General features: G+C 72.0%; 20 protein-coding genes. 7 read left to right on the top strand and 13 right to left on the bottom strand.

Annotation, left to right across the window (positions count from 1 at the left end):
- Positions 1-4: 4 nt before the first annotated feature.
- The 8 genes from ftsW to rsmH all read right to left on the bottom strand — a co-directional run bounded on the left by ftsW (position 5) and on the right by rsmH (position 10621).
- Positions 5-1366 (bottom strand): putative lipid II flippase FtsW, encoded by a 1362-nt coding sequence (gene ftsW, locus ACFPIH_RS05740; protein WP_381175372.1) that lies wholly within the window; start codon positions 1364-1366, stop codon positions 5-7.
- Between the two features lie 174 nt (positions 1367-1540).
- Positions 1541-2971, bottom strand: coding sequence for a UDP-N-acetylmuramoyl-L-alanine--D-glutamate ligase (gene murD, locus ACFPIH_RS05735; RefSeq protein WP_381175374.1), 1431 nt, complete (start codon positions 2969-2971; stop codon positions 1541-1543).
- Complete coding sequence (gene mraY, locus ACFPIH_RS05730) at positions 2953-4026, bottom strand: phospho-N-acetylmuramoyl-pentapeptide-transferase (protein ID WP_381175376.1); 1074 nt, start codon at positions 4024-4026, stop codon at positions 2953-2955. Before mraY ends, murD begins: the two co-directional genes overlap by 19 nt.
- Positions 4023-5429, bottom strand: a complete 1407-nt coding sequence (locus tag ACFPIH_RS05725; RefSeq protein ID WP_381175378.1) for a UDP-N-acetylmuramoyl-tripeptide--D-alanyl-D-alanine ligase — start codon at positions 5427-5429, stop codon at positions 4023-4025. Before ACFPIH_RS05725 ends, mraY begins: the two co-directional genes overlap by 4 nt.
- 4 nt (positions 5430-5433) lie before the next feature.
- Positions 5434-7089: a UDP-N-acetylmuramoyl-L-alanyl-D-glutamate--2,6-diaminopimelate ligase gene (locus tag ACFPIH_RS05720; RefSeq protein ID WP_381175380.1), complete on the bottom strand. Its 1656-nt coding sequence runs from the start codon at positions 7087-7089 to the stop codon at positions 5434-5436.
- Positions 7090-7120: 31 nt separating this feature from the next.
- Positions 7121-9082, bottom strand: a complete 1962-nt coding sequence (locus tag ACFPIH_RS05715; RefSeq protein WP_381175382.1) for a peptidoglycan D,D-transpeptidase FtsI family protein — start codon at positions 9080-9082, stop codon at positions 7121-7123.
- Between the two features lie 5 nt (positions 9083-9087).
- A complete protein-coding gene (ftsL, locus tag ACFPIH_RS05710) occupies positions 9088-9642 on the bottom strand; it encodes a cell division protein FtsL (protein ID WP_381175384.1) in 555 nt (184 codons plus the stop codon).
- 22 nt (positions 9643-9664) lie between these two features.
- Positions 9665-10621, bottom strand: coding sequence for a 16S rRNA (cytosine(1402)-N(4))-methyltransferase RsmH (rsmH, locus tag ACFPIH_RS05705; RefSeq protein WP_381175386.1), 957 nt, complete (start codon positions 10619-10621; stop codon positions 9665-9667).
- A gap of 235 nt (positions 10622-10856) precedes the next feature.
- Here rsmH and ACFPIH_RS05700 point away from each other — a divergent pair, with 235 nt between their 5' ends.
- The 4 genes from ACFPIH_RS05700 (at position 10857) to ACFPIH_RS05685 (ending at position 16658) form a co-directional block, all read left to right on the top strand.
- Positions 10857-11465, top strand: coding sequence for a beta-class carbonic anhydrase (locus ACFPIH_RS05700; protein ID WP_381175388.1), 609 nt, complete (start codon positions 10857-10859; stop codon positions 11463-11465).
- A gap of 260 nt (positions 11466-11725) precedes the next feature.
- On the top strand, positions 11726-12763 hold the full coding sequence (locus tag ACFPIH_RS05695; RefSeq protein WP_381175390.1) for an AAA family ATPase: 1038 nt from the start codon (positions 11726-11728) through the stop codon (positions 12761-12763).
- Positions 12763-14145: a DUF58 domain-containing protein gene (locus tag ACFPIH_RS05690; RefSeq protein ID WP_381175392.1), complete on the top strand. Its 1383-nt coding sequence runs from the start codon at positions 12763-12765 to the stop codon at positions 14143-14145. Before ACFPIH_RS05695 ends, ACFPIH_RS05690 begins: the two co-directional genes overlap by 1 nt.
- Positions 14142-16658 (top strand): transglutaminase TgpA family protein, encoded by a 2517-nt coding sequence (locus tag ACFPIH_RS05685; RefSeq protein WP_381175394.1) that lies wholly within the window; start codon positions 14142-14144, stop codon positions 16656-16658. The genes ACFPIH_RS05690 and ACFPIH_RS05685 overlap by 4 nt, the downstream gene beginning before the upstream one ends.
- Before the next feature lie 105 nt (positions 16659-16763).
- Here ACFPIH_RS05685 and ACFPIH_RS05680 read toward each other — a convergent pair whose 3' ends face one another.
- From ACFPIH_RS05680 to ACFPIH_RS05670, 3 genes are all read right to left on the bottom strand, one after another.
- Complete coding sequence (locus tag ACFPIH_RS05680) at positions 16764-17156, bottom strand: DUF3040 domain-containing protein (RefSeq protein WP_381175396.1); 393 nt, start codon at positions 17154-17156, stop codon at positions 16764-16766.
- Positions 17157-17432: 276 nt separating this feature from the next.
- Positions 17433-18260, bottom strand: a complete 828-nt coding sequence (locus ACFPIH_RS05675; RefSeq protein WP_381175398.1) for a methyltransferase — start codon at positions 18258-18260, stop codon at positions 17433-17435.
- Positions 18261-18430: 170 nt separating this feature from the next.
- Positions 18431-19000, bottom strand: coding sequence for an SAV_6107 family HEPN domain-containing protein (locus tag ACFPIH_RS05670; protein ID WP_381175400.1), 570 nt, complete (start codon positions 18998-19000; stop codon positions 18431-18433).
- Between the two features lie 298 nt (positions 19001-19298).
- Here ACFPIH_RS05670 and ACFPIH_RS05665 point away from each other — a divergent pair, with 298 nt between their 5' ends.
- From ACFPIH_RS05665 to ACFPIH_RS05655, 3 genes are all read left to right on the top strand, one after another.
- Positions 19299-19925 (top strand): TetR/AcrR family transcriptional regulator, encoded by a 627-nt coding sequence (locus ACFPIH_RS05665; protein WP_381175402.1) that lies wholly within the window; start codon positions 19299-19301, stop codon positions 19923-19925.
- Between the two features lie 387 nt (positions 19926-20312).
- The gene (locus ACFPIH_RS05660; RefSeq protein ID WP_381175404.1) at positions 20313-20927 is read left to right on the top strand and encodes a DUF4126 domain-containing protein; all 615 of its coding nucleotides are present in this window, start codon (positions 20313-20315) and stop codon (positions 20925-20927) included.
- 73 nt (positions 20928-21000) lie between these two features.
- Positions 21001-22464 (top strand): phytoene desaturase family protein, encoded by a 1464-nt coding sequence (locus tag ACFPIH_RS05655; RefSeq protein WP_381175406.1) that lies wholly within the window; start codon positions 21001-21003, stop codon positions 22462-22464.
- Between the two features lie 55 nt (positions 22465-22519).
- Here the strand turns inward: ACFPIH_RS05655 and ACFPIH_RS05650 are convergent, their stop codons facing one another.
- On the bottom strand, positions 22520-23509 hold the full coding sequence (locus ACFPIH_RS05650) for an SCO2102 family sporulation regulator (RefSeq protein WP_381175409.1): 990 nt from the start codon (positions 23507-23509) through the stop codon (positions 22520-22522).
- 56 nt (positions 23510-23565) lie between these two features.
- Positions 23566-24489 carry a methylenetetrahydrofolate reductase [NAD(P)H] gene (gene metF / locus ACFPIH_RS05645; protein ID WP_381175411.1) on the bottom strand — a complete coding sequence of 308 codons (924 nt, stop codon included), beginning with the start codon at positions 24487-24489 and terminating at the stop codon, positions 23566-23568.
- Between the last annotated feature and the right edge of the window lie 105 nt (positions 24490-24594).

Here is a 24594-nt window from a genome sequence, read left to right as displayed (position 1 = left end):
AAATTCACCGCTCTCCGGACGGACGCGCCGCCGAGGCACGCCGTCGCATCGTGTTCCATCTCCGGGGACCCCGGTCGTTCACGGGTCCCCCGGTCCCCCGCTTTCTACCAAAACGGGGGTGCCGCATCGCAAGCATCGCCCGCGCAGCGGGCTCGTCGCGTGCGAAGGCGATCAGCAGCCCGATGGCGAACATGGTCGGCAACAGGGCGGATCCCCCGTAGGAGAACAGCGGGAGGGGGACGCCGGCGATCGGCAGCAGACCGAGCACCGCACCGATGTTGATCACCGCCTGAGCGGTGATCCAGGTGGTCACACCTCCCGCGGCATACCTCACGAAGGGGTCCTCCGTGCGTCCGGCCACGCGGATACCCGCATAGCCTAGAGCCGCGAAGAGGGCGAGGACCGACAGCGTCCCCGCGAGGCCCAGTTCCTCACCGGTGACGGCGAAGATGAAGTCGGTGTGGGCTTCGGGGAGTTGGCCCCATTTCTCCACACTTGCCCCGAGTCCGGAGCCGAAGATCCCGCCCGAGGCGAGGGCGTAGATCCCGTGCACGGCCTGCCAGCAGTCGGCGGCTCCGGACTTGGGTTCGGTCGCGCCGATACAGGCGAGCCGGGCCATGCGGTTGGGGCTGGTCTTGATGAGGATGAAGCCGATGGTGACCGCGATCGACAGCACGCCGACGAACAGCCGGGTGGGCGCCCCGGCCAGCCACAGCAGCCCGAACAGGATCGCGGTGAGGATGATCGCCGTCCCCATGTCGCCGCCGAGCATGATCAGGCCGAGCAGCATGAACGCGACCGGTACGAGCGGCACCAGCATGTGCTTCCACTGCGTGAGCAGCTTCTTGTCCTGTTTGCGCGCGAGCAGGTCGGCGCCCCACAGCACCAGGGCCAGCTTGCCGAACTCGCTGGGCTGGATCTGGAAGGAGCCGCCGAGCGAGATCCAGTTCTGGTTGCCGTTGACCGCCATCCCTATCCCGGGCACCTGCACCAGCACCATCAGGAAGACGGCTCCGGCGAGGATCGGGTAGGCCAGCGCCCGGTGCAGTTTGACCGGGATCCGGGAGGCGACCACCAGCAGCACGGAGCCGATGGAGGCGGCCAGGAACTGCTTGCGGAAGAAGAACGACCCCGGCAGCGACATCTGCAACGCGGTGATCTGCGAGGCCGAGTACACCATCACCAGACCGAGCACGGTGATCAGCAGACTCCCGCCGAGGATCACGTAGTACGCGGTCAGCGGCCGGTCCCAGGCCTTACGGGCGCGCGTGTAGAGCCGCAGGACGGGGTTGTCCCGCGGGGGTCGGGCGGCGGGTCTGCGGACGGCGCGCTGAACGGGCGGGCGTCCCGTACGGCTACTGGACACGTGACTGCAACCCCCCAGGGGCGCGGGGCGATGACATGTGCGGCTCCGCCGCGTGGGCGCGACCGGCCCCCACCGGCCCGCACCCGAGCGACATGGCGTCACACCACCGCCGACAAACACGAGTCACGCGTCCTCCAACAGTCCTGGAGCAACCGCCGCGGCCAAGACCCGCCGTCAGGCGAGTTCGCGCACCGCCTCGGCGAACGCGTCACCGCGCTGGTTGTAGTTGACGAACATGTCCATGGAGGCACAGGCCGGGGCGAGCAACACCGTGTCGCCTGCGACGGCGAGGCGCCGGGCCTCCTGGACAGCCGCGGGCATCGCCCCAGTGTCGGTCCGGTCGAGGTCGACGACGGGTACTTCCGGGGCGTGTCGCGCCAGCGCTTCCCGGATCAGTCCGCGGTCGGCGCCGATCAGGACGACTCCCCGAAGTCGCTTTGCCGACTTGGCGACCAGTTCGTCGAAGGTCGCGCCCTTGGCGAGCCCGCCGGCGATCCACACGATCGACCCGTAGGCCGCCAACGAGGCTTCCGCGGCGTGGGTGTTGGTGGCCTTGGAGTCGTCGATGTACGTCACGCCGTCCACGTCGGCCACGTGCGCGATGCGGTGGGCGTCCGGGGTGAAGGCCCGCAGGCCGTCCCGTACGGCCCTGGGAGGCACCCCGTAGGCCCGGGCGAGGGCCGCCGCGGCAAGGGCGTTGGCGATGTTGTGCGGGGCCGGCGGATCGACGTCCGAGACCTCGGCGAGTTCCTGGGCGTTCTGCTGCCGGTTCTCGACGAAGGCGCGGTCGACCAGGATGCCGTCCACGACGCCGAGTTGGGACGGCCCCGGGGCGCCGAGGGTGAAGCCGATGGCCCGGCAGCCCTCCTCGACGTCCGCCTCGCGCACCAGGTCCTCGGTGGCCTTGTCGGCGACGTTGTAGACGCAGGCGACCCGATTGCCCTCGTAGACACGCCCCTTGTCCCTGGCGTACGCCTCCATGGAGCCGTGCCAGTCGAGGTGGTCGGGGGCGAGGTTCAGCACCACCGCCGAATGCGCCCGCAGGGAGGGCGCCCAGTGCAGCTGGTAGCTCGACAGCTCCACGGCCAGGACGTCGTACGGCTCGTCGCCGAGGACCGCGTCAAGGAGCGAGACGCCGATGTTGCCGACGGCGGCCGTGCGCAGGCCGGCCGCCTCGAGGATGGACGCCAGCATCTGCGTGGTGGTCGTCTTGCCGTTGGTGCCGGTCACGCAGAGCCAGGGAGCCGCGTCGGGGCCGCGCAGGCGCCAGGCCAGTTCGACGTCCCCCCAGACGGGTACCCCGGCCGCGTCGGCCGCCGCGAAGAGCGGCTTGTCCGGCTTCCAGCCCGGTGCGGTGACGATCAGTTCGGTGCCTTCGGGCAGGGTCGCCCCGTCGCCGAGGCGCACGGTGACACCGAGCGCCTCCAGTCCGGCGGCCTGCTCACGCGCGCGTGCGTCGTCGCCGTCGTTGACGACGGTGACCCTCGCGCCGAGCCCGTGCAGCACCTTGGCCGCCGGGACGCCGGAGACGCCGAGTCCGGCGACGGTGACGTGCTTGCCCTCCCAGGAGGGCCCCTGCCAGTCGGTCACTTTTCTGCTGCCCATCCCGCGTAGAAGAGACCCAGTCCGACGATCACACAGATGCCCTGGATGATCCAGAAACGGACCACGATAAGAACTTCGGACCAGCCCTTGAGTTCGAAGTGGTGCTGGAGTGGCGCCATCCGGAACACGCGCTTCCCGGTGAGCCGGAACGAGCCGACCTGGATGACCACCGACATGGTGATGAGGACGAACAGACCGCCCATGATGGCGACCAGCAGCTCCGTGCGGGAGCAGATGGCGAGGCCCGTGAGGACACCGCCGAGCGCGAGGGACCCGGTGTCACCCATGAAGATCTTGGCCGGCGAGGTGTTCCACCACAGGAAGCCGAGACAGGCACCCATCAGCGCGGCGGAGATGACCGCTAGGTCCAGCGGATCGCGCACCTCGTAGCAGGCGTTGGGGTTGGTCAGGGTCTCGCCGTTGGCGCAGGACTCCTGGTACTGCCAGACACCGATGAACGTGTAGGCGCCGAAGACGAGGACCGAGGCACCGGTGGCGAGGCCGTCCAGACCGTCCGTCAGGTTCACGCCGTTCGACATCGCGAGGATCATGAACAGCGCCCAGACGACGAACAGCACCGGGCCGATCGTCCAGCCGAAGTCCGTGATGAACGACAGCTTCGTGGAGGCCGGGGTGTTGCCGCGGGAGTCCGAGAACTGCAGCGAGAGCACCGCGAAGGAGATGCCGACGATCAGCTGGCCGGCCATCTTCGCCTTGGCCCGCAGGCCCAGCGAACGCCGCTTGACGATCTTGATGTAGTCGTCCAGAAAGCCGACCAGGCCCATGCCGCACATCAGGCCCAGCACCAGCAGACCGGTGTAGGTCGGCGGCTTGCCCGTGATCACCTTGGACAGGAAGTACGCGACGACGGTCGCCAGGATGAAGGCGATACCGCCCATCGTGGGCGTACCGCGCTTACTCGCGTGCCCGCGCGGGCCGTCGTCGCGGATGTACTGGCCGTAGCCCTTGCGGGCGAGCAGTTTGATCAGCAACGGGGTGCCGACCAGCGTCAGGAAGAGGCCGATGACGCCCGAGAACAGGATCTGCTTCATCATCGGGCAGCGACCTCACCCTCGGCCCCGGTCGCGAGCAGCGCCTGGGCGACGCTCTCGAGACCGACCGATCGGGACGCCTTCACGAGTACGACGTCCCCCGGGCGCAGCTCGCTGCGCAACAGGTCGATCGCCGCCTGTGCGTCGGACACGTGCACCGACTCCTCACCCCACGAACCCTCGTTATATGCGCCCAGTTGCAGCCAGGCGGCCTCCAGGCCCCCGACCGCGACGAGCTTGCTGACGTTGAGCCGGACGGCGAGCCGTCCGACCGCGTCGTGCTCGGCGAGCGCCTCGTCCCCGAGCTCGGCCATCTTGCCGAGCACCGCCCAGGTCCGCCGCCCCTTGCCCATGGCCGCCAGCGCGCGGAGCGCGGCTCGCATGGACTCGGGGTTCGCGTTGTAGGCGTCGTTGACGATCGTCACGCCGTCCGGGCGCTCGGTGACCTCCATCCGCCAGCGGGAGAGGGAGCCCGCCTCGGAGAGCGCGGTGGCGATCTCGGTGACGGACATGCCCAGCTCATGGGCGACGGCGGCGGCGGCGAGCGCGTTCGACACGTGGTGCTCACCGTACAGGCGCATGGTCACGTCACTGCACCCGGAGGGTGTGTGAAGGCTGAACGAGGGCTGTCCGCTGTCCGTGAGTCGCACGTTCTCGGCCCGTACGTCCGCTTCGCCGGACTCTCCGAAAAGGACCACCTTCGCCTTCGTACGGGAGGCCATGGCCCGGACCAACGGGTCGTCGGCGTTGAGGATCGCCACGCCGTCCCCCGGCAGGCTCTCCACCAGCTCGCCCTTTGCCTGTGCGATCTGTTCACGGCCGCCGAACTCGCCGATGTGGGCGGTGCCGACGTTGAGGACGAGCCCGATTCTCGGGGGCGTCAGTTCGGTGAGGTAGCGGATGTGGCCGATGCCGCGGGCGCCCATCTCCAGCACGAGGAAGCGGGTCTCCTCGGTGGCGGACAGGGCGGTCAGCGGCAGCCCGATCTCGTTGTTGAGCGAGCCGGGCGTGAACACGGTCGGCGCCTTGCGCCGGAGCACCTGGGCGATCAGGTCCTTGGTGCTGGTCTTGCCGGCCGAGCCGGTGAGCGCGACGAGGGTCGTGCCGAGCTTCTGTACGACGTGCCGGGCGAGGGCGCCGAGGGCGGCCTGGACGTCGTCCACGACGATCGCGGGCACGCCGACGGGGCGCGAGGCCAGTACGGCCGCCGCCCCCGCCTCGACGACCGCCCGCGCGTAGTCGTGGCCGTCCACGCGTTCGCCGACGAAGGCGACGAAGAGGCTGCCGGGGCCCGCCTCGCGGGAGTCCCGGACGACCGGTCCGGTGACCTTCGCGGACGGATCCGGTATGTCGTACGTCTGCCCGCCGACGACTGCTGCGATCTCGGCGAGGGAGAGGGCGATCACAAGTTCATCCCTGGGTCTGCTGGATAGCTTCGCGTAGCACCTGGCGGTCGTCGAACGGACGGACCACCCCGGCGATGTCCTGGCCCTGCTCATGGCCCTTGCCCGCGACCAGCACGGTGTCCCCGGCGTGCGCGCGGCCCACGGCGGCGGCGATCGCGGCGGCCCGGTCCTCGAACAGCAGGACCTCGCCGCGCTCGTGGGCCGGCACGGACGCGGCGCCCTCCAGCATGGTCGCGAGGATCGCGAGGGGGTCCTCGGAGCGGGGGTTGTCGGAGGTCAGTACGGCGGTGTCGGCGAGCCGGGCCGCGGCGGCGCCCATCGGCGCCCGCTTGGTGCGGTCCCGGTCGCCGCCGCAGCCGAGCACGAGGTGCAGCCGGCCCTTGGTGACCTTGCGCAGCGCCCTGAGGACCGACTCGACGGCGTCCGTCTTGTGCGCGTAGTCGACGACCGCGAGATAGGGCTGCCCCGCGTCCACGCGCTCCAGCCGGCCCGGCACGCCGGGGACGGCGGCGACGCCGTCGGCGGCGGTCTGCGGGTCCAGGCCTGCGGAGGCGAGGGCGACGATCGCGGCGAGGGTGTTGGCCACGTTGAAGGAACCGGGCAGCGGGGACTTGGCGGCGACGCGCACGCCGTCCGGGCCGAGTACCGCGAACGTGGAGTCCATCGGGCCGATGTGGACGTCCGCCGCGCGCCAGTCGGCGTCCGGGTGGCCCTCGGCGGAGAACGTGACGACCGGGACGCCGGCCTCACGGACGAGCCGGCGGCCGTACTCGTCGTCGAAGTTGACCACGCCGAGTTTGCTGCGCTCCGGAGCGAACATCCGCGCCTTGGCCTGGAAGTAGTCCTCCATGCCGGAGTGGAACTCCATGTGTTCCGGGCTGAGGTTGTTGAAGACGGCGATGTCGAAGACACAGCCGTCGACCCGGCCGAGGACCAGCGCATGGCTGGAAACCTCCATCGCGACCGCCTCGACACCGCGCTCGCGCATGACGGCGAACAGGGCCTGGAGGTCGGTGGCTTCGGGCGTGGTGCGCTCGGACTTCATGCGCTCGTCGCCGATGCGCGTCTCGACGGTGCCGATCAGCCCGGTCGCCCTGACGGTCTTCAGGCCGCCCTCGATCAGGTAGGCGGTGGTGGTCTTGCCCGAGGTGCCGGTGATGCCGATCTGGAGCAGATCGCGGCCCGGGTGGCCGTAGATCGTGGCCGCCAGCTCGCCCATCCGCCCGCGCGGGTCGTCGACGACCAGGACCGGCAGGCCGGTCGCCGCGGCGCGTTCGGCGCCGGTCGGGTCGGTCAGTACGGCGGCCGCGCCGAGCCCCGCGGCCTGGGTGGCGAAGTCGGCGCCGTGCAGCCGGGCGCCGAGGAGGGCGACGTACAGGTCGCCGGGGCGGACGGCGCGCGAGTCGTGGGTGATGCCCTTGATCTCGACGGCGGCGTCCGGAGCGGCGGTACCCAGCCGGCCGGCGAGTTCCGCCAGGGGTGTGGCGGAGACCTGAACCGGTCGCGGCGGTCCCGGATAGGTCACGGAAGCGCCCTTCTGGATGGTTTGGGACTGATCGGCGTGTGGCACGGCGGTGAGCGTACCGGGCACACCCTCCTGCGGGCGAAGCGAGGAGGCGGGCGGCGTCTGGTTCCCGGGATCGGGAGTGATCATGGTCACGGACTGGATTCCTGGGTAGTTCAGGGCTGCGTCAGGGGGTGAAGGCGACCGGGAGGTTCGCGGGCTTCGCCCCGGTCGGCGGTACCTGGAGGGTCTTCAGGGCGAACTCCATGACCTGTTTGAAGATGGGACCGCAGATCTGGCCGCCGAAGTAGCTGCCCTTGGTGGCGTTCTGGATGGCGCAGTAGACGGTGACGCGGGGGTTGTCGGCGGGTGCGAAACCGGCGAACGACGAGGTGTAGCCCTTGTACTTGCCGGTGGCCGGATCCACCCGGTTGGCGGTACCGGTCTTGCCCGCGACGCGGTAGCCGGGGATGCGCGCCTTGGTGCCGGTGCCCTCCTCGTCGTCCACCACGGACTCCAGCATCCGGGCGAGCGTCTTCGCCGTCTTCTGACTGACCACCCTGGTCTTCTCGGGTGCGGGGGCCGGGGTGAACCGTCCGTCGGGGCCCTGGGTGCCGCGCACCAGGCTGGGTTCGACGCGTACGCCGCCGTTGGCGATCGTCGAGTAGACGGAGGCCGCCTGGAGGGCGTTCAGCGACACGCCCTGTCCGAAAGGGATCGTGTACTGCTGCGAGGTCGACCACTTGTCGGGGGCGGCGAGGATGCCCTTCGTCTCGCCGGGGAAGTCGATGCCGGTGTAGCTGCCGAGGCCGAACTTGCGCAGATACGAGTAGAGGACCTTGTTGGCCTCGGGCTGGGTCTTGCCGAGCTGGCCGGTGGCGAGGATCGTGCCGATGTTGCTGGACTTGGCGAGCACGCCGTTGAGCGTGAGGTTCCAGGTCGGGTGGTCGATGTCGTCCTTGAAGAGCCGGTCGCCGCGGTGCAGCCGGTTCGGTACGACGACGTGGGTGAGCGGGGTGGCGACGTTCTCCTCCAGGACGGCCGCCATCGACATGATCTTGGCGGTGGAGCCGGGCTCGTAGGCGTCCTGGACGGCCGCGTTGCCCAGGGCGTTCGGGTCCGCCTTGGTGAGGTCGTTGGGGTCGAAGCCGGGCGAGTTGGCCATGGCGAGGATCTCGCCGGTGCGGGTGTCCTGGACGACGACGTAGCCGCGGTCCGCCTTGGACTCCTTGACCTGCTCGGTGATGGCGTTCTGGGCGGCCCACTGGATGTCCCGGTCGATCGTCAGCTCCACGTCGGAGCCGGGCACGGCGGGGGTCTCGGTGGAGCCCGCGGTGGGCACCTGACGGCCGCCGGACTGGGCGTAGCGGATCTTGCCGTCCTCACCGGTCAGCAGCGTGTTCAGCTCCTGCTCGACGCCACCGCCGCCCTTGCCCTGGGAGTTGACCCAGCCCAGGACGGAGGCGGCGAGGTCGCCGTTGGGGTAGACGCGCTTGCTGCTGGGGACGGAGAAGAGGCCGGCGAGGACGTTGACCGTGGTGCCGTCCGCGCTCCCCTTGGCGGTGAGCGCGGCCTTCAGGTCCTTGATCTGCTTCCAGACCTGGGGGGTCTGCCGGCTCGCGAGCATGGTGTAGCGGGACTTCGGGTCCTTGGGCCGCAGCTTCCTGACGATCGTGGACTGGTCCTGGCCGAGGATCGGCGCGAGGAGCGCGGCGGCCTGCTCGGGCCCGTCGTCGATCTTCAGGGTCGCGCGGTTGAACATCGTGGGGTCGGCGGTGATGTCGTACGCGTCCTCGCTGGTGGCGAGGGCGATGCCGCTGCGGTCGGTGATCTCGCCGCGCTCGGCGGCCAGCACCTGGCCGACGTAACGGTTCTTGTCGGCCTTGGCGGCGTAGGTGCTCGCGTCGACGGCCTGGACCTGGAGGAGACGGACGACGAACGCGGCCATCACCAGGGTCAGCGCGAGGCCGACCATACGCAGCCGGGGGCGGGGGCTGCCGAGCCGGAGAGGAGCCGGGGCCGGGGGGCGCGGAGCGGCCGGACTGCGAGCCGGGCGGGCGCCGGGTCCCGGGCGCCGCCGGGCGGACGCAGGGTGGGCAGGCCGGGCGGGGCCGGGCACGCGCCGGCGGGGCGGTTCCCTGTCGGACACTTCCGTCACCTGCCGGGGGTCGTGGGCGGGGCTGCGGTCGGGGCGGGGGCGGGGCTCGGTGCCGGCGACGCGCCCGGAGGCGTCGGCGTGGGGGACGGCGTCGGCGACGCGATCGTCTGGGAGAGCGTGACCGCCTCGGGCGGCCGTACGACGGCGGCGGCCGGGGCGGACCGCAGGGCCGCGGCCGAGGGGACGCCCTTCACGGTGCCGTCGGGGTCCAGGAAGACGGGGTCGCCGCCGGGGACCATGCCGAGTTCGCGGGCGCGGCGCTGGAGGGCGTCCGGCGCGGAGTAGGAGTCGATGTCCCGCTGGAGCGCCTGTTCCTCGTCGGTGAGGCTCTTGGTGTCCCGCTGGAGGTCGCCCATCCGGAACGAGCCCTCGCTGAGCGCGGAGTTCAGCACGAGCAGCCCGATCAGACCGCCGCCGAGGAGCAGGACGACGAGGAGGACGAAGGGGGTGCGGGCCGCCCGGCGCGGACCCGCCGGGAAGAGCCGTGCGAGCCGGGCGGCCCTGCCCCTCAGCTCGGGCTTCCTGGTCGGTTCGGGTTTCACGCCCCTCATGCCCGCCCCTCGTTCACACGCCTCATTCGACCGCCTCCCTGATGCGCTCGGCTCCGCGCAGCCGCGCCGGGGCGGCGCGCCGGTTCTCGGCGACCTCTTCCTCGGAGGGAAGTTCGGCACCGCGGGTGAGCAGCTTGAGCCGGGGCTGGTAGCGCTCGGGGACCACGGGCAGCCCGGGGGGCGCGGTGTTGGCGGCGCCGGCCGCGAACACCTGCTTCACCAGACGGTCCTCGAGCGAGTGGTACGCCAGGACGGCGATCCGTCCGCCGACGTCGATTCGCTGCACCGCGGCCGGGATCGCCCGCTCCAGGACGGCGAGTTCGCCGTTGACCTCGATGCGCAGCGCCTGGAAGGTGCGCTTGGCCGGGTTGCCGCCGGTGCGCTTGGCGGCCTGTGGGAGCGCGTTCCGGATGAGCTCGACGAGCCGCGCGCTGTTGGTGAACGGCTCATTGTCGCGCTCGCGCACGATCGCCGAGACGATCCGCTTGGCCTGCTTCTCCTCGCCGTAGGCGCGCAGGATCCGCACCAGTTCGCCGGGCGGGTAGGTGTTGAGGACCTCGGCGGCGCCGATGCCGGCCGTCTGGTCCATCCGCATGTCGAGGGGAGCGTCCTGGGCGTAGGCGAAACCCCGGTCGGCCTCGTCGAGTTGCATGGAGGAGACGCCGAGGTCGAACAGGACGCCCCGCACGCGCGGGATGCCGAGCCGGTCGAGTACGTCGGGAAGCTCGTCGTAGACGGCGTGCACGAGGGTGGCCCGCTCGCCGAAGGGGGCGAGGCGCTCACCGGACAGGCGCAGCGCCTCCTTGTCGCGGTCGAGGGCGACGAGGCGGGCCTCGGGGAACCGGGTCAGCAGGGCCTCGCTGTGCCCTCCGAGGCCGAGCGTGCAGTCGACGACGACGGCTCCGGGCCGCTCCAGTGCGGGCGCCAACAGGTCCAGGCATCGCTGGAGCATCACCGGGACATGTCGACTCTGGCTCAAGGGGCCCTCTCAGATCCGGCGGGAGGTACGCACCACCGGTCCCCGCCCTCCGGTGAGGGGAAGGCCTGCCGGCGCGGGTTCGATTCCAGCAGGAAGAACGCTGTCAGCGCCGCCAAAGGAGCAGCCTCCCGCTTCGCGTCACTTTAGTCCACGGTGTCTCGCGGTCAATCAACCGGCCTGCGCGTCGCCCGGCGGGGTGGCTCAGCGGGGTGTCCTACCTCACAAGGCAGCCGTGATGACGCTCTTTTTCCCTTCTCACAGCAGGACCGCAGGCCCTGTGACCAGTACCGTCATGCTTATGACGACTTCCGCATCCGTACCCACCGAGTCCGAAGGCGCCATACCCGGCGGCACGGTGACCGACCGGCTCGTCGACGCGAACGAGCGGTACGCCGCTGCCTTCACCGACCCGGGCATGGACGCCCGGCCCGTCCTGCACGTGGCCGTCGTGGCCTGCATGGACGCCCGTATCGACCTGCACGCGGCGCTGGGCCTGGAGCTCGGCGACTGCCACACGATCCGCAACGCGGGCGGTGTGGTCACCGACGACGTGATCCGCTCGCTCACCATCAGCCAGCGCAAACTGGGTACCCGTAGCGTCGTACTGATCCATCACACGGGCTGCGGTCTGGAGGCGATCACCGAGGACTTCCGGACGGACCTGGAGATGGAGGTCGGCCAGCGTCCGGCCTGGGCGGTGGAGGCGTTCCGGGACGTCGACCAGGACGTTCGCCAGTCGATGCAGCGCGTACGGACCTCGCCGTTCCTGCTGTACACCGACGACGTGCGCGGTTTCGTGTTCGACGTGAAGACGGGTCTGCTGCGCGAGATCGACCCCTCGTAACCCTTCGCAGCCACCGTGGATCACTGTGAATCGCTGTCGATTCGCTGTTGATTTCAAAGGTTTCGAGCACGCAAAAGCCCATAGAACCGACATATCGCGGGCAGTTGTCCACAGGCGAGTGACACGAATCGGTAACGGCAGCAACAATGCGGTTGTGATGCCACGCCGAACATTTCACGGGTGGCGCACGTGATTCGGGGTGGGCCGGTCCGCGATACCGAGCGTCGGCCCGAAAGAATGTACGGGCCGAGGAGGGCCGGGTGACGACCTATGACGAGCGAGCGAGCCTCACGGATCTGACCGCCACTGCGGAGCGTGTCCGCAGTTCGGTGGAGGGAGTGATCGAGGGCAAGCCCGAGGTCGTACGGCTTTCTCTGACAGTGCTGCTCGCCGAGGGACATCTGCTGATCGAGGATGTCCCCGGCGTCGGCAAGACCATGCTGGCGAAGGCACTGGCGCGGTCCATCGACTGCTCGGTGCGCCGTATCCAGTTCACGCCCGATCTGCTGCCCTCGGACATCACCGGGGTGTCCATCTGGGACCAGCAGCGGCGGGACTTCGAGTTCAAGCCGGGCGCGATCTTCTCGCAGATCGTGATCGGCGACGAGATCAACCGCGCCTCGCCGAAGACGCAGTCGGCGCTCCTGGAGTCACTGGAGGAGCGCCAGGTCACCATCGACGGGCAGACCTACGAGCTGCCCACCCCGTTCATGGTGGTGGCCACGCAGAACCCGGTCGAGATGGAGGGCACCTATCCACTGCCGGAGGCCCAGCGCGACCGCTTCATGGCCCGCGTCTCGATCGGCTACCCGAGCGCCGAGGCCGAGCTGCGGATGCTCGACACCCACGGCGAGGTCAGCCCGCTGGACGACCTCCAGCCGGTGGCCCACGCGCACGAGATCGTGAAACTGATCGACGCCGTGCGCGGGGTCCATGTCGCCGAGTCCGTGCGGCGCTACGCGGTCGACCTGGTCTCCGCCACGCGCACCCACCCGGACCTCAGACTCGGTGCCTCCCCGCGCGCCACGCTGCACCTGCTGCGCGCGGCGAAGGCGACCGCCGCCCTGTCCGGCCGCGACTACGCGCTGCCCGACGACGTGCAGAACCTCGCCGTGGCCGTGCTGGCCCACCGCCTGCTGCCCACCGCGCAGGCCCAGCTGAACCGCCGTACGGCGGAGCAGGTCGTCGAGGAGATCCTGCAGCGCACCCCGGTGCCCGCGGGCCCCCAGCAGCACGCCTACGGCGGCCTGGACCACGGCGGCCAGGCATACGGCGGGTCCGCCGCGCGGAGGCTGTGATGACCACCGGGCAGCCGGACGGCGGCCCCGGCACGAGCGGCCGGGGCGGACAGGGCGGCGCGCGCACCGCCCTGTCCGGTCTGACCACCCGCGGCCGCTCCTTCCTGGCCGCCGGCATCGCCGCGGGCGTCTGCGCGTACGTCCTCGGCCAGCCCGACCTGCTCCAGGTCGGGCTGCTCCTTGCCGTGCTGCCGCTGATCTGCGCCGCCGTCGTCTACCGCACCCGCTACCGGGTGGCCGGCAGCCGGCGGCTCTCCCCCGCGCGCGTGCAGGCCGGCAGCGAGGCCCGCGTCCATCTGCGGATGGACAACGTCTCGCGGCTGCCCACCGGCCTGCTGATGCTCCAGGACCGGGTGCCGTACGTCCTCGGCCCGCGCCCCCGCTTCGTCCTCGACCGGGTCGAGGCGGGCGGCCGGCGCGAGGTCTCCTACCGGGTCCGCTCCGACCTGCGGGGCCGCTACCCGCTGGGCCCGCTCCAGCTGCGGCTCAGCGACCCGTTCGGCATGTGCGAACTGACCAGGTCCTTCTCGACGTTCGACACCCTGACGGTGGTCCCGCGTGTGGAGGTGCTGCCGGCGGTCCGGCTGACCGGTGAGGCCCGGGGCTACGGCGACGGACGGCAGCGCTCGGTGGCGCTGGCCGGCGAGGACGACGTGATCCCGCGCGGCTACCGCTACGGCGACGACCTGCGCCGGGTGCACTGGCGCTCCACGGCCCGCTACGGCGAGCTGATGGTGCGCCGCGAGGAGCAGCCGCAGCGCGCCCGCTGCACGGTACTGCTCGACACCCGTGGCGTGGCCTACGCGGGCGCGGGCCCCGACTCGGCCTTCGAGTGGGCGGTCTCCGGCGCCGCGTCGATGCTCGTGCACATGCTGGAGCGGGGCTTCACGGTGCGGCTGCTGACGGACACCGGGGCGGCGGTGCCCGGCGAGGGCGCCGACGGTTACGCCGGGTCCGGCCAGGAGTCGGCCGACGCGGCCGGGCTGATGATGGACACCCTCGCGGTGGTCGACCACTCCGAGGGCGCGGGCCTGTCCCGCGCGTACGACGTGCTGCGCGGCGGCCAGGAGGGGCTGCTGGTGGCCTTCCTCGGGGACGTCGACGAGGAGCAGGCGGCGGTGGCCGCGAAGATGCGCCAGCGCAGCGGGGGCGCGATCGCCTTCCTGCTGGACAGCGACACCTGGGGGCGGGAACCGAACGGCATGGCCGACCCGATGACGACGAGCGGACAGGAGGAGCGGCTGCGGCTGCTGCGCGAGGCGGGCTGGACGGCACTGAGCGTGCCGCGGGGCGCCTCGCTGGAGGAGCTGTGGCGGCAGGCCGACCGGGAGCGGACGGCCTTCGTGACGGCGGGCGGGCGCGGCGGGGAGGTGGGTTCATGAGCGGGCGGGCCCGGCTGACCCTGTGCTCGGCGGCGGCCACCCTGATGACCTCGCTGGCGCTGCTGCCGCTGGTGTCCCCGGCGACCTGGCTGCTCCAGGCGGCGCTCCTGCTGGCGATCCAGTCCGGGGTGGGCGCCGCCGCGCGGCGGGTACCGCTGGCCAGGCCTCTGACGATGGCCGCGCAGGCGCTGGTCACGCTGGTGCTGCTGACTCTGGTCTTCGCCCGGGAGCAGGCCCTGTTCGGGCTGGTCCCGGGGCCGCAGGCCTTCCAGCGCTTCGCCGACCTGCTCCAGGCGGGCACCGACGACGTGGGGCGGTACGCGATCCCGGCCCCGCTCTCCGACGGCATCCGGCTGATGGTGGTCGGCGGGGTGCTGGTGATCGGACTGGCCGTGGACACCCTCGCGGTGACCTTCCGCAACGCCGCCCCGGCGGGTCTGCCGCTGCTCGCGCTGTACTCGGTGGCCGCGGGACTGTCCGAGGGCGACTGGGACTTCATGTGGTTCCTGGTCGCCGCGGCCGGCTATCTGCTGCTGCTCCTCGCCGAGGGGCGGGAGCGGCTGTCCCAGTGGGGCCGGGTCTTCGCGGGCGCGCCACGCGCTCCGGGCGGACCGGCCGGTCCGGTGGCCCCGGTGCGCACCGGCCGCCGGATCGGCTTCGCCGCGCTGAGCATCGCGGTGATCGTGCCGTTCCTCGGGCTGACACCGTCGGTCAGGGGCGGGCTGCTGGACGGCACGGGCGCCGGGGTGGGCACCGGATCCGGCGGCGGGGGCACGATCTCCGCGGTCAACCCTCTGGTGTCGCTGCGCGACAGCCTCAACGTCAACGACGACCGCACGGTCCTGACGCTGAACACCAACGCCACCGACATCACGGACATGTATCTGCGGATCGTGTCCCTGGACGACTTCGACGGCACCACCTGGCGGCCGTCGAAGCGCCATATCGTCGCCCTGCCGGACGAGTTGCCCACGCCCACGGGCCTGAGCTCCGACGTCAAGCGCACGGAGATCACCACGCGGATCTCGGCCGCCAAGGACTACGGCCAGGACTGGCTGCCGATGCCGTACCCGCCGAGCGATGTGCGGATCTCGGGCAACTGGCGGTACGAGCCGGTCGGCATGACCCTGGTCGGCGACCACGGGGAGAACACCGGCGGCAAGACGTACCAGGTGAAGAGCCTCGACGTGGAGCCGACGGCGGAGCAGCTCGCCGACGCGCCCGCGGCGCCCGGCTCGATCATGAACGACTACACCGAGGTGCCGGACTCGCTGCCGAAGGTGGTGGCGCGGCAGGCCCGCGAGATCACCGCGGGCGCGACGAACGACTACGAGCGTGCGGTCGCGCTCCAGGACTACTTCGCGGTGACCGGCGGCTTCGAGTACGACACCGACGTCGAGGTCGGCACGGGACCGGACGCGATAGCCCGCTTCCTGCGGGACAAGCAGGGCTTCTGCGTCCACTTCTCGTTCGCGATGGCGGCGATGGCCCGCACGCTGGGCATCCCGGCCCGGGTGGCGGTGGGCTTCGCGCCCGGTTCCCCGCAGGCCGACGGCTCGGTGGCGGTCACGCTGAAGGACGCGCACGCCTGGCCCGAGCTGTACTTCGAGGGCGTGGGCTGGACCCGCTTCGAGCCGACGCCGACCCGTGGCACGACGCCCACGTACACGCTGCCGGACGTCCCGGGCGCGGCCACTCCCGACTCTCCGGAGGCCTCCCAGTCGGCGGACGCGGAGTCCTCGGCGGCGCCGTCGACGAGCGCAAGCTGCTCGTCGCAGGACAAGAAGCTCGAGGGCTGCGGAGCCGCGCTGCCGCTGGACCCGGCGGAGTCCGGCGGCCAGGGCACCCCGTGGTACCGGATCGTGGGCTGGGTGCTGTTGGGGGCGGCGGTGCTCGCGCTGCCGCTGGGGCCGATGCTGTGGCGGCTGCGACGGCGGTCGGTGCGGATGGCGTCGGCCCAGCACTCCGCACTGGCGGGTGCGCCGCCCGGCCCGCGCCCCGGTGGCACCACGGAGGGTCTGACGGAGCACGACGCCGCTCGCGCGGTGCTGCTGGACGTGCCGTCGCAGGAGGTCGGCGAGGCCGCCGTGGCACATGTGCTGGCGGTGTGGCGCGAGCTGGTCGACACGGCCTGGGACTTCGGCATCGAGCCGGACGACGCGCTGACCCCCCGGCGGGCGGCGGCGCGGATCGTCCTGATCGGGGAGCTGGACGAGACGGCGGGCCGGTCGGTGCACCGGGTGGCGGGCGCGGTGGAGCAGGTGCTGTTCGCTCCGCAGCCTCGGGCCGAGGCCGGCCTGGCCGAGGACGCGCGTGTGCTGCGCTCGGCACTGTGGGCGAGGGCGGGCTGGCCCGCGCGGATACGGGCGGTCGTGGCGCCGCGCTCGGCCATGCGCGCGGTCTGGGAGCTCTCCGAGCGCTGGACGGCCGTCAAGGCGTCCTGGGCGGCCCGCACGGCCCGGCTGACGGCACGGCTGCCCCGGCTGCCCCGGCCCGGCCGACAGAGCGGCTGAGGCCCTCACGGGCAGCCTCAGGGAAGACGGCGAGGGCATACGCGAGGGGGTGACCACCCGGTGGGTGGTCACCCCCTCGCGTATGCCCTCGCCGTCATGTCCGGCTCAGTGGCCGCCCTGCTCGTCGCGGCGGCGCTGCCAGCGCTGTTCGATCCTGTCCATCACCGAGCGCTTCTGCCGGGCCGGGCCGCGTGCCTGCGGGGCGCCCGCGGACTGTTCGCCCGGCTTGGGTGCCTTGCGCCAGCCGGTCACCGCGAGCACCGCGCAGCCCAGCATGACGAGGAAACCCACGACACTGAGCCAGACCTGCTTGGCGACCATTCCTGCCATGAGGAGCGCGATACCTACGAGGAAGCCTGCGACCGCCTGGTAGACCCGACGCCGGGTGTACGTACGCAGCCCGCTTCCCTCGAGCGCCGACGCGAACTTGGGATCTTCGGCGTACAGCGCTCGCTCCATTTGCTCGAGCATGCGCTGCTCGTGCTCCGAGAGCGGCACGGAGTCCTCCTCATCGTGCAGTCGCCGGGGCGACTCGGGGGGTCCCTTCAGGATAGGCAGGGAATCGCCCCCGTGAAACCCGCCCCTCTAGGCCAATTGGCCAACCGGAGCCCGTCATGGACGTCCCGGTCCGCTGAGGCTTCCATTCCCCATCGGCCGGCCCGTCATGCCGGGCGATCTCCCTCGATCATACGGCGGACAGCGCCCGAACGGGGGGCCTGTGGCGTACTCCATGTGCCGTCGAGCCCCTGATCAGCGGTGCGCCCCGGGAGCCGCTCAGGCCCCGCCGGTCACCGTTGACTCACCCAGCACATGAAGCTGGGTGGCCACGGAGTGGAACGCGGGGAGTTCGGCCGCCGCCTCCTCCAGCTTCAGCAGGGCCTCCAGGGCGCCGGGCTCGGTGTCCACGAGGACGCCCGGGACGAGGTCGGCGAAGACCCGTACGCCGTGCACGGCGCCGATCGTGAGGCCCGCGCCCTCGACGAGCGCGGTGAGCTGTTCGGCGGTGAAGCGGCGCGGTACCGGGTCGCCGTCGCCCCAGCGGCCGTCGGGGTCGGCGAGGGCCTGCCGGGCCTCGTTGAAGTGGCCGGCGAGGGCGCGCGCGAGGACGGCCCCGCCGAGCCCGGCGGCGAGGAGGCTGAGGACACCCTCCGGGCGCAGGGCGGCCACGGCGTTGCGGACGCCCTCGGCGGGGTCGTCGACGTACTCCAGGACGCCGTGGCACAGGACGGCGTCGTAGCCACCGCGCTCGACCACGTCGAAGAGGCCGTGGGCGTCGCCCTGGACGCCCCGGACCCGGTCGGCGACGCCGGCCTCGGCGGCGCGGCGCCCCAGCGCGAACAGCGCGTCGGGGCTGGGGTCGACGACGGTGACGCGGTGCCCGAGGCGGGCCACCGGCACCGCGAAGTTGCCGCTGCCGCCGCCGGTGTCGAGGACGTCAAGCGCCTCCCGTCCGGTGGCCTTGACCCGGCGTTCGAGGGCGTCCTTGAGGACCTCCCAGACCACGGCGGTACGGAGGGAGGCGCGGGGGCGGGAGGGGTCGGAGCGCAGCGACGTGGTGTGCGGGCGATGGGGGGAGACGGGCGGGCGCATCGATTCCGACACGGCAGTTGACTCCTCGGCGCGGCACCGCCTCTTGCGCGGCGGGGCGAACGGGCTGCCTCCCCGGGTCCCGTCCCGGGTGCGGGCGGTCGGAGGGAAGGCTTCAGGCGTCTTCCACCCTATTGCCTCCGGCCTGCCACCAGGTCACCGCGGTGACCTGGTGGCAGGGTGCGTCAGCCGGCGTCCGGCATCGCGGACCGGGCGCCTGAGCCGTCCCCGTCCTGCGGGCCGTGCGCGTCCTGGCGGGGCTGCGGGAGGACCGGCTGGAGGACCAGCATGCGCTCGACGATGCGCAGGAACATCGCCACGTCGCGTATCAGGTCGTCGGCGTCCCGGCGGCTCGCCGCGCCCTCGATGCCCGCCTCCGCGCGGGCGCGGCGCCGGGCCCCGGAGGCGAACAGCGCGCTCCACTCGGTGAGTTCGGGCGTGATCTCGGGGAGCACCTCCCAGGCGCTGCGGATGCGCGCCCGGCGCCGCGGCGAGGGGTCGGGCCGGCCCCGCGCGGCGAGTACGGCGGCGGCGGTGCGCAGGGCCGCGAGATGGGCCGTGGCGTAGCGCTCGTTGGGGGTGTCGAGGACGGCCGCCTCCTCCAGGCCCGCGCGGGCCTGGGCGAGCAGGTCGAGGGCGGCGGGCGGGGCGGTGGTGCGGCGCAGTACGGGGTGGACGTCGCTCGCCGGGCCGGTCAGTGAGGGGGCAGGGCCGGGGGCGCGGCGCCGGTGGGCGGCTGCGTGGTAGGTGGCCATGACGAACCTCCTGTCGTCTGGGTGACGGCACGCCCTGTCAGGTGGTGCCGTATGTGCCCATCGTGAGGTATGCCACTGACAATCCGTTCTGACCTGGTCTTTTGCTTCGATCGCAGGTTCGGCCGAGGGACCGTCCGGCTCCGGCCGGATGAGGGTCACCGAGGGCACGGCGACCGTGGGCACGGCCCGGCTGCCGAAACAGCTCGCGGCGGTTCGGCGGCTCCGTACAGCTGCACCCGGAGCTCGGCCTGTGAAGATCCGGCGTACGGGAGGTCGGGTTCCTGTGAGAATCAGGACCATGGAAAGCAGCACCACCTCGGGCGGCCGCACCCGACGCGAAACCACCCGGCAGAAGCTCTACGAGGCGGCCGTCACGCTCATCGCCGAGCAGGGCTTCTCCGCCACCACGGTCGACGAGATCGCCGAGCGGGCCGGCGTCGCGAAGGGCACGGTCTACTACAACTTCGCGAGCAAGTCGGTCCTCTTCGAGGAGCTGCTGAGACACGGCGTGGGCCTGCTCACCGCCTCGCTGCGGGAGGCCGCCGAGCACACCGCGCGGGAGGGCGGCAGCAAGGTCGACGCCCTGGACGCGATGGTCCGCGCGGGGCTCGTCTTCATCGAGCGCCACCCGTCCTTCACCCAGCTCTACGTCGCCGAGCTGTGGCGCACCAACCGGGCCTGGCAGTCCACGCTCATGGTGGTCCGGCAGCAGGCGGTGGCCGTCGTCGAGGGCGTACTGCGCGAGGGCGTCGACAACGGCGAGTTCAGCGACGAGATCGACGTCCAGCTGACCGCCGCCGCACTGGTCGGCATGGTCCTGGTGGCCGCCCTGGACTGGCGGGCGTTCCAGCCCGAGCGCTCCCTGGACGACGTCCACGCGGCGCTGTCACGGCTGCTGCAAGGGCGGGTGAGCGGTCGCCCGTAGCCGGCGCCGGACAGGAAAGCGCCGGTCCGCCGTGGCCGCGTCCCCCGCGGGCCACCACGAACCGGCGCTTCCTCCCCCGATTCCCCCGTTCCCCCAATTCCCCCCGGTTTCCCGCGGTTTCCCCGTGCGGTCGTTCCCCCGGGTCCCCCCGTGCCTCGCTCCCGCCGAACCGGCCGGCCGACGGAAGGAGCGGATCGAGGGCCGCTCCGTTCCGGCGCCCCGTGTCGCCGGTGCCGGAGCAGCGCCCCTTTCCGTGTCTCCACTCTCCCGTTCACGCAGGCCCGCCCCCATCCGCCCGCGTACTCATCTCCCCGCATAGGTACGCGTACTCACGCCTGCGTGCTCAACCCCAGGACTCCGCGCAGCCGACTGGTTACGATCGCGTCCGTGTCCGTACTCCCTCTGGTCTTCACGAGCGGCTGGGCCAGCGGCGTCAACGCCTACGCGGTGGTGCTGCTGCTCGGCCTGTTCGGCGCGAGCGGCCTGAGCGACGACGTGCCCGAGACCTTGCAGCGGCCCGAGGTGCTGATCGTCGCGGGCGCGCTGTTCCTGTGCGAGGCGGTCGCCGACAAGATCCCGTACGTCGACTCGGCGTGGGACTCGGTGCACACGGTGATCAGGCCGCTCGCCGGGGCCTGGGTCGGGGCGCTGCTGGCCGGGCAGAGCGGTTCCCTCAACGATGTCGCGGCGGGGCTGCTGGGCGGTTCGACGGCGCTGGCCAGCCATGCCGTCAAGGCGGGGACGCGGATGGCGGTCAACACCTCGCCGGAGCCGTTCAGCAACGTGATCGTGAGCCTGGCCGAGGATCTCGGCGTGGGCGGCATCGTGACGTTCGCAATGTTCCACCCGGGTGCGGCGGCCGTGATCGCCGCCGTGCTGCTGGTGGCCGGTCTGGTGGTGCTGTTCTTCCTCGTCTCGCGGATCCGGAGGTTCCTGCGCCGCCGGGCGCAGCGGCGGGAGGAGCGGCGACTGGCCCGGCACCCCGGGGCCCCGCCGCTCTGACGGCCGTCGGAGGCCGGGCGCTGCCACCGGCCGCGTGCGGTGACTGTCAGTGGCGGCCGATAAAGTCGCGGGCATGGCACGGATTGCGGTGATCGGCGCCGGGATGGGCGCGCTGGCGTGCGCTGCCCGGCTGGCCGTCGCGGGCCACCGGGTGGCGGTGTACGAGCGTACGGAGACGTACGGCGGTGCGGTGCGCCGCTTCGAGCGGGCGGGGTTCGGTTTCGACACCGGCCCGGGGCTGCTGACGCTGCCCGCGGTCTGGCGCGATCTGTTCGTCAAGACCGGCAAGGAACCCCTGGAGTCCCGCGTCGAGCTGGTCCAGGTCGACCCGTCAGCGCGGCACGTGTTCGGGGACTCCACCGAGGTGTCCCTGCCGAACGCCTCGCGCGCGGGCGTCGTTTCGGCGCTGGACGAGTCGCTGGGCTCGGGCACCGGGCAGCGCTGGGGCGACTTCCTGGTCCGCGCCAGGGAGGCCTGGGACCGCACCCGCCGCCCGCTCCTGGAGGAGCCCCTGTGGCCGGACTGGCGGGTGCTGGCGGAGCGTGAGCCCTACCCGGCGGTCCCGCACAAGCGCCTGCTGCGCACCCGTCGGGCCGGCACCCTCGCCGAGGTCGCCGCCTGGGAGCTGCGCGACCCCCGGCTCGCCGCGCTCCTGGAGGGACACGCGCTCGCGTACGGCCTGGATCCCCGCCTCGCCCCGGCGAGTGCGGCCGTGCTGCCGTACATGGAGCACGCCTTCGGCACGTGGTACGTGCGCGGGGGGATGCGGGAGCTGGCCCGGGCGGTGTACGAGCGGTGTCTGGCCCGCCGGGTGGAGTTCGTCTTCGGCGCCGAGGTCGTCCGGGTCCTGGAGAAGGACGGCGGGGCGGCGGGGGTGGAGCTGGCCGGAGGCGAGGTCGTCGAGGCGGACTTCGTGGTCGCGCCCGGCACACTGGCCGCCCGCGGGGAGGGCGAGCCCGCGCCCCAGGGGGGCCTGCCCAGCCGGCTGACGGTGCTGCTCGCCCTGCGCGGCGGGCGCCCGCCGGGCACCGCGCACCGGACGGTGGTGCACACCCGGGACCGCGAGGGCGAGCTGGAGAGCCTCTTCGGTACGGCGCCGGGGGTGCCGGAGCGGCCGACGGTCACGGTGCTGCGGCCGGACGACCCGGCCCTGGTACCGGACGGCGACCACGAGGCGGTCACGCTCAGCGCGGTGGTCCCGGCCGGAGCCGAGATACGCGAGGAGCACGTGGAGGCGTTGCTCTCCATGACCGAGCGGGCCGTTCCCGGGCTGCGGGACCGCGTGCTGTGGCGCGAGGTGCGCACCCCCGCCGATGTCGCGGCGGAGACCGGCGCGGCGGGCGGGGCCGTACCGGCGCCGGCGCTGGCCGGGGCCGGGGGGCGGCTGCTGCACCCGGGGAACTCCACGGGGCTGCGGGGCCTGTTCACCGCCGGGGGCTGGTCGCACCCGGGCGGCGGACTCCCCCACGCGGGCATGTCGGGCGCCCTGGTGGCCGGACTGATCGTGGAGGGACCGGAGTTCCGCGGCTCTCAGTGAGCAGTGGGCAGTGGGCCATGAGCCGCAAACCGCCTGTACGAACAGATACCGCGCGTCAGAAGCGGTACTGGTCGTCGTAGCCGTTGCCCTGCTGCCCCTGCTGGCCGTCGCCCTGGTAGGGGTACTGCTGGTCGGGCGGCAGATCGCCGCCGAGCGGGTCGTCGGTGTTGCGCTGCTGCGGCACCCACACACCGCCGGCCGGGGTCTCGCCGTAGCCGCCGGTGCCGTACTGGTCCTGGCCGTAACCCTGTTGCCCGTACTGCTGCTGGCCGTAGCCGGCGTCGTAGGAGCCGCCGCCGTAGGTCTGGGTGCCGATGTACGGGTCGGAGTAGGCGGCGTACTGCTGCTCGCCGGTGGTGTCGTAGCCGTACTGCTGCTGGTTGTACCCGGCGTAGCCGTCGTACCCGTAGCCCTGGTCGGCGCCGCCCTGGGCGGTCGTCGCGTACTGGTCCTGGGGCTGGCCGGTGGCCGCCGCGTACGCGGTGTCGCTGTATATGCCGTAGGAGCTGGTGTCGTCGGGCATGGGCTGCGGCTCGTAGACGGCCGTGCTCTCGGCGGCGCCGGGCTGGGCGGAGCGGGCCGCGGGGGTGAACACGTCGTCGCGGTCCAAGTCGTCGTCGCCGTAGGAGCCGCGCTCGGCGAAGGGATCCTTCTGCTGGCCGTACCCGTCGAAGGCGGCGTCGGCGTAACCGGCGGTGACCGAGGCATCCGGGCCGTCGGCCTCGGGATCGGGGTTCTCGTCGTCGCCCTTGCCGCGGCGGCGCTTGGCCAGGGGGCCGTCACCCTCGTCCATCCGGCGGACGGCCCAGCCCTCGGCGAAGCCGCGCCGGAACGACAGCGTGACGTAGGTCTGGCCGACGGCGAAGGCGATCGCGCCCAGGCCGATGACGACGACCGACGCAATCAGGACACCGACCACGACGCCGAGGAAGCCGACGAACGCGAGCACCCGCCAGCGCAGCCGCGCCTTGTACTGCAGCAGCACCTCGCCGAGCAACCACAGCGCGACGATGCCGAACGCGATGTAGAGGACCGTCCAGCCCATGTACGCCCCTCTCCCAGTGGCCGCTACGCAGTGTGTCGTATGTGGGTGCGACCGGTCTAGGCCTGCGGAGGATGGTGCAGGCCCAGATTCTCGTAGATTTCCAGCGTCGCCGTGGAGTTGTTGAGCGTGATGAAGTGCAGTCCGGGGACTCCCTCGGACAGCAGCCGGGCGCAGAACTCCGTGGCGAACTCGATCCCCATCGAGCGTACAGCGGCCGGATCGTCCTTCGCTGTGAGGATCCGCTCTTTCAGGGCGGCCGGAAAGTGCGCGTTGCTGAGCTTCGGCAGCCTCTCCAGCATCTTCACACTCGTCACCGGAAGGATCTCGGGGATGACCGGGGTCTCGCAGCCGGCCGCGACCACGCGGTCGCGCAGGCGCAGGTAGGACTCGGGCTGGAAGAACATCTGTGTGATGGCGTAGTCGGCGCCGGCCCGGCACTTGTCGACGAAGTGGGTGACGTCCCGGTCCCAGTCCTCGGAGCGCGGGTGCATCTCGGGGAAGGCGGCGACGCCGACGCAGAAGTCGCCCGACTCCTTGATGAGCCGGACGAGTTCGGCGGCGTAGGTGAGGCCCTGCGGATGCGGGACCCACTCGCCCATCGGGTCGCCGGGCGGGTCGCCGCGCACGGCGAGCATGTTGCGGATCCCGGCGTCGGCGTACTGGCCGATGATGTTGCGCAGTTCGGCGAGGGAGTGGTCGACGGCGGTGAGGTGCGCGACCGGGGTGAGGGTGGTGTCGACGACGATCTGCTGGGTCTCACGGACCGTGGTGGCCCGGGTCGATCCGCCGGCCCCGTATGTGACGGAGACGAAGTCGGGGGCGACCGCCTCGACCCTGCGGAGCGCGTTCCACAGACTCCGCTCGCCCTTCGGCGTCTTCGGCGCGTAGAACTCGAACGAGTACGTCGTCTTGCCGGTCGCCAGGATGTCACGCACGGTGCGTGCGCGGTCCGTCCTGGTGGATGCGGTTCCGAGGGCCATACCCGCAGGTTAGTCAGGCTGGTGCGGTCACCCAACCGGAAGTCGGATATTTGCCCGAATTGTCGGCCTGTTGTCCACCCTTCGGACGCGTGTCGCGGCCGAAAA

This window comes from Streptomyces vulcanius (assembly GCF_042653945.1).
GTDB lineage: Bacteria > Actinomycetota > Actinomycetes > Streptomycetales > Streptomycetaceae > Streptomyces > Streptomyces mangrovi.
Note: the sequence above shows the minus strand (reverse complement) of the source record. Positions and strands in the feature narration are given on the sequence as shown.

Coding starts and splice junctions, on each gene's coding strand:
- ACFPIH_RS05650 (WP_381175409.1), bottom strand. CDS start 23,509: ATGGGCTGGACGGTCCTCTACATCGCGTTCGGCATCGTCGCGCTGTGG.
- ACFPIH_RS05665 (WP_381175402.1), top strand. CDS start 19,299: ATGGAAAGCAGCACCACCTCGGGCGGCCGCACCCGACGCGAAACCACC.
- mraY (WP_381175376.1), bottom strand. CDS start 4,026: ATGATGAAGCAGATCCTGTTCTCGGGCGTCATCGGCCTCTTCCTGACG.
- ACFPIH_RS05700 (WP_381175388.1), top strand. CDS start 10,857: ATGACGCTCTTTTTCCCTTCTCACAGCAGGACCGCAGGCCCTGTGACC.
- ftsL (WP_381175384.1), bottom strand. CDS start 9,642: ATGAGGGGCGTGAAACCCGAACCGACCAGGAAGCCCGAGCTGAGGGGC.
- ACFPIH_RS05655 (WP_381175406.1), top strand. CDS start 21,001: ATGGCACGGATTGCGGTGATCGGCGCCGGGATGGGCGCGCTGGCGTGC.
- metF (WP_381175411.1), bottom strand. CDS start 24,489: ATGGCCCTCGGAACCGCATCCACCAGGACGGACCGCGCACGCACCGTG.
- murD (WP_381175374.1), bottom strand. CDS start 2,971: ATGGGCAGCAGAAAAGTGACCGACTGGCAGGGGCCCTCCTGGGAGGGC.
- ACFPIH_RS05690 (WP_381175392.1), top strand. CDS start 12,763: ATGACCACCGGGCAGCCGGACGGCGGCCCCGGCACGAGCGGCCGGGGC.
- ACFPIH_RS05670 (WP_381175400.1), bottom strand. CDS start 19,000: ATGGCCACCTACCACGCAGCCGCCCACCGGCGCCGCGCCCCCGGCCCT.
- ACFPIH_RS05685 (WP_381175394.1), top strand. CDS start 14,142: ATGAGCGGGCGGGCCCGGCTGACCCTGTGCTCGGCGGCGGCCACCCTG.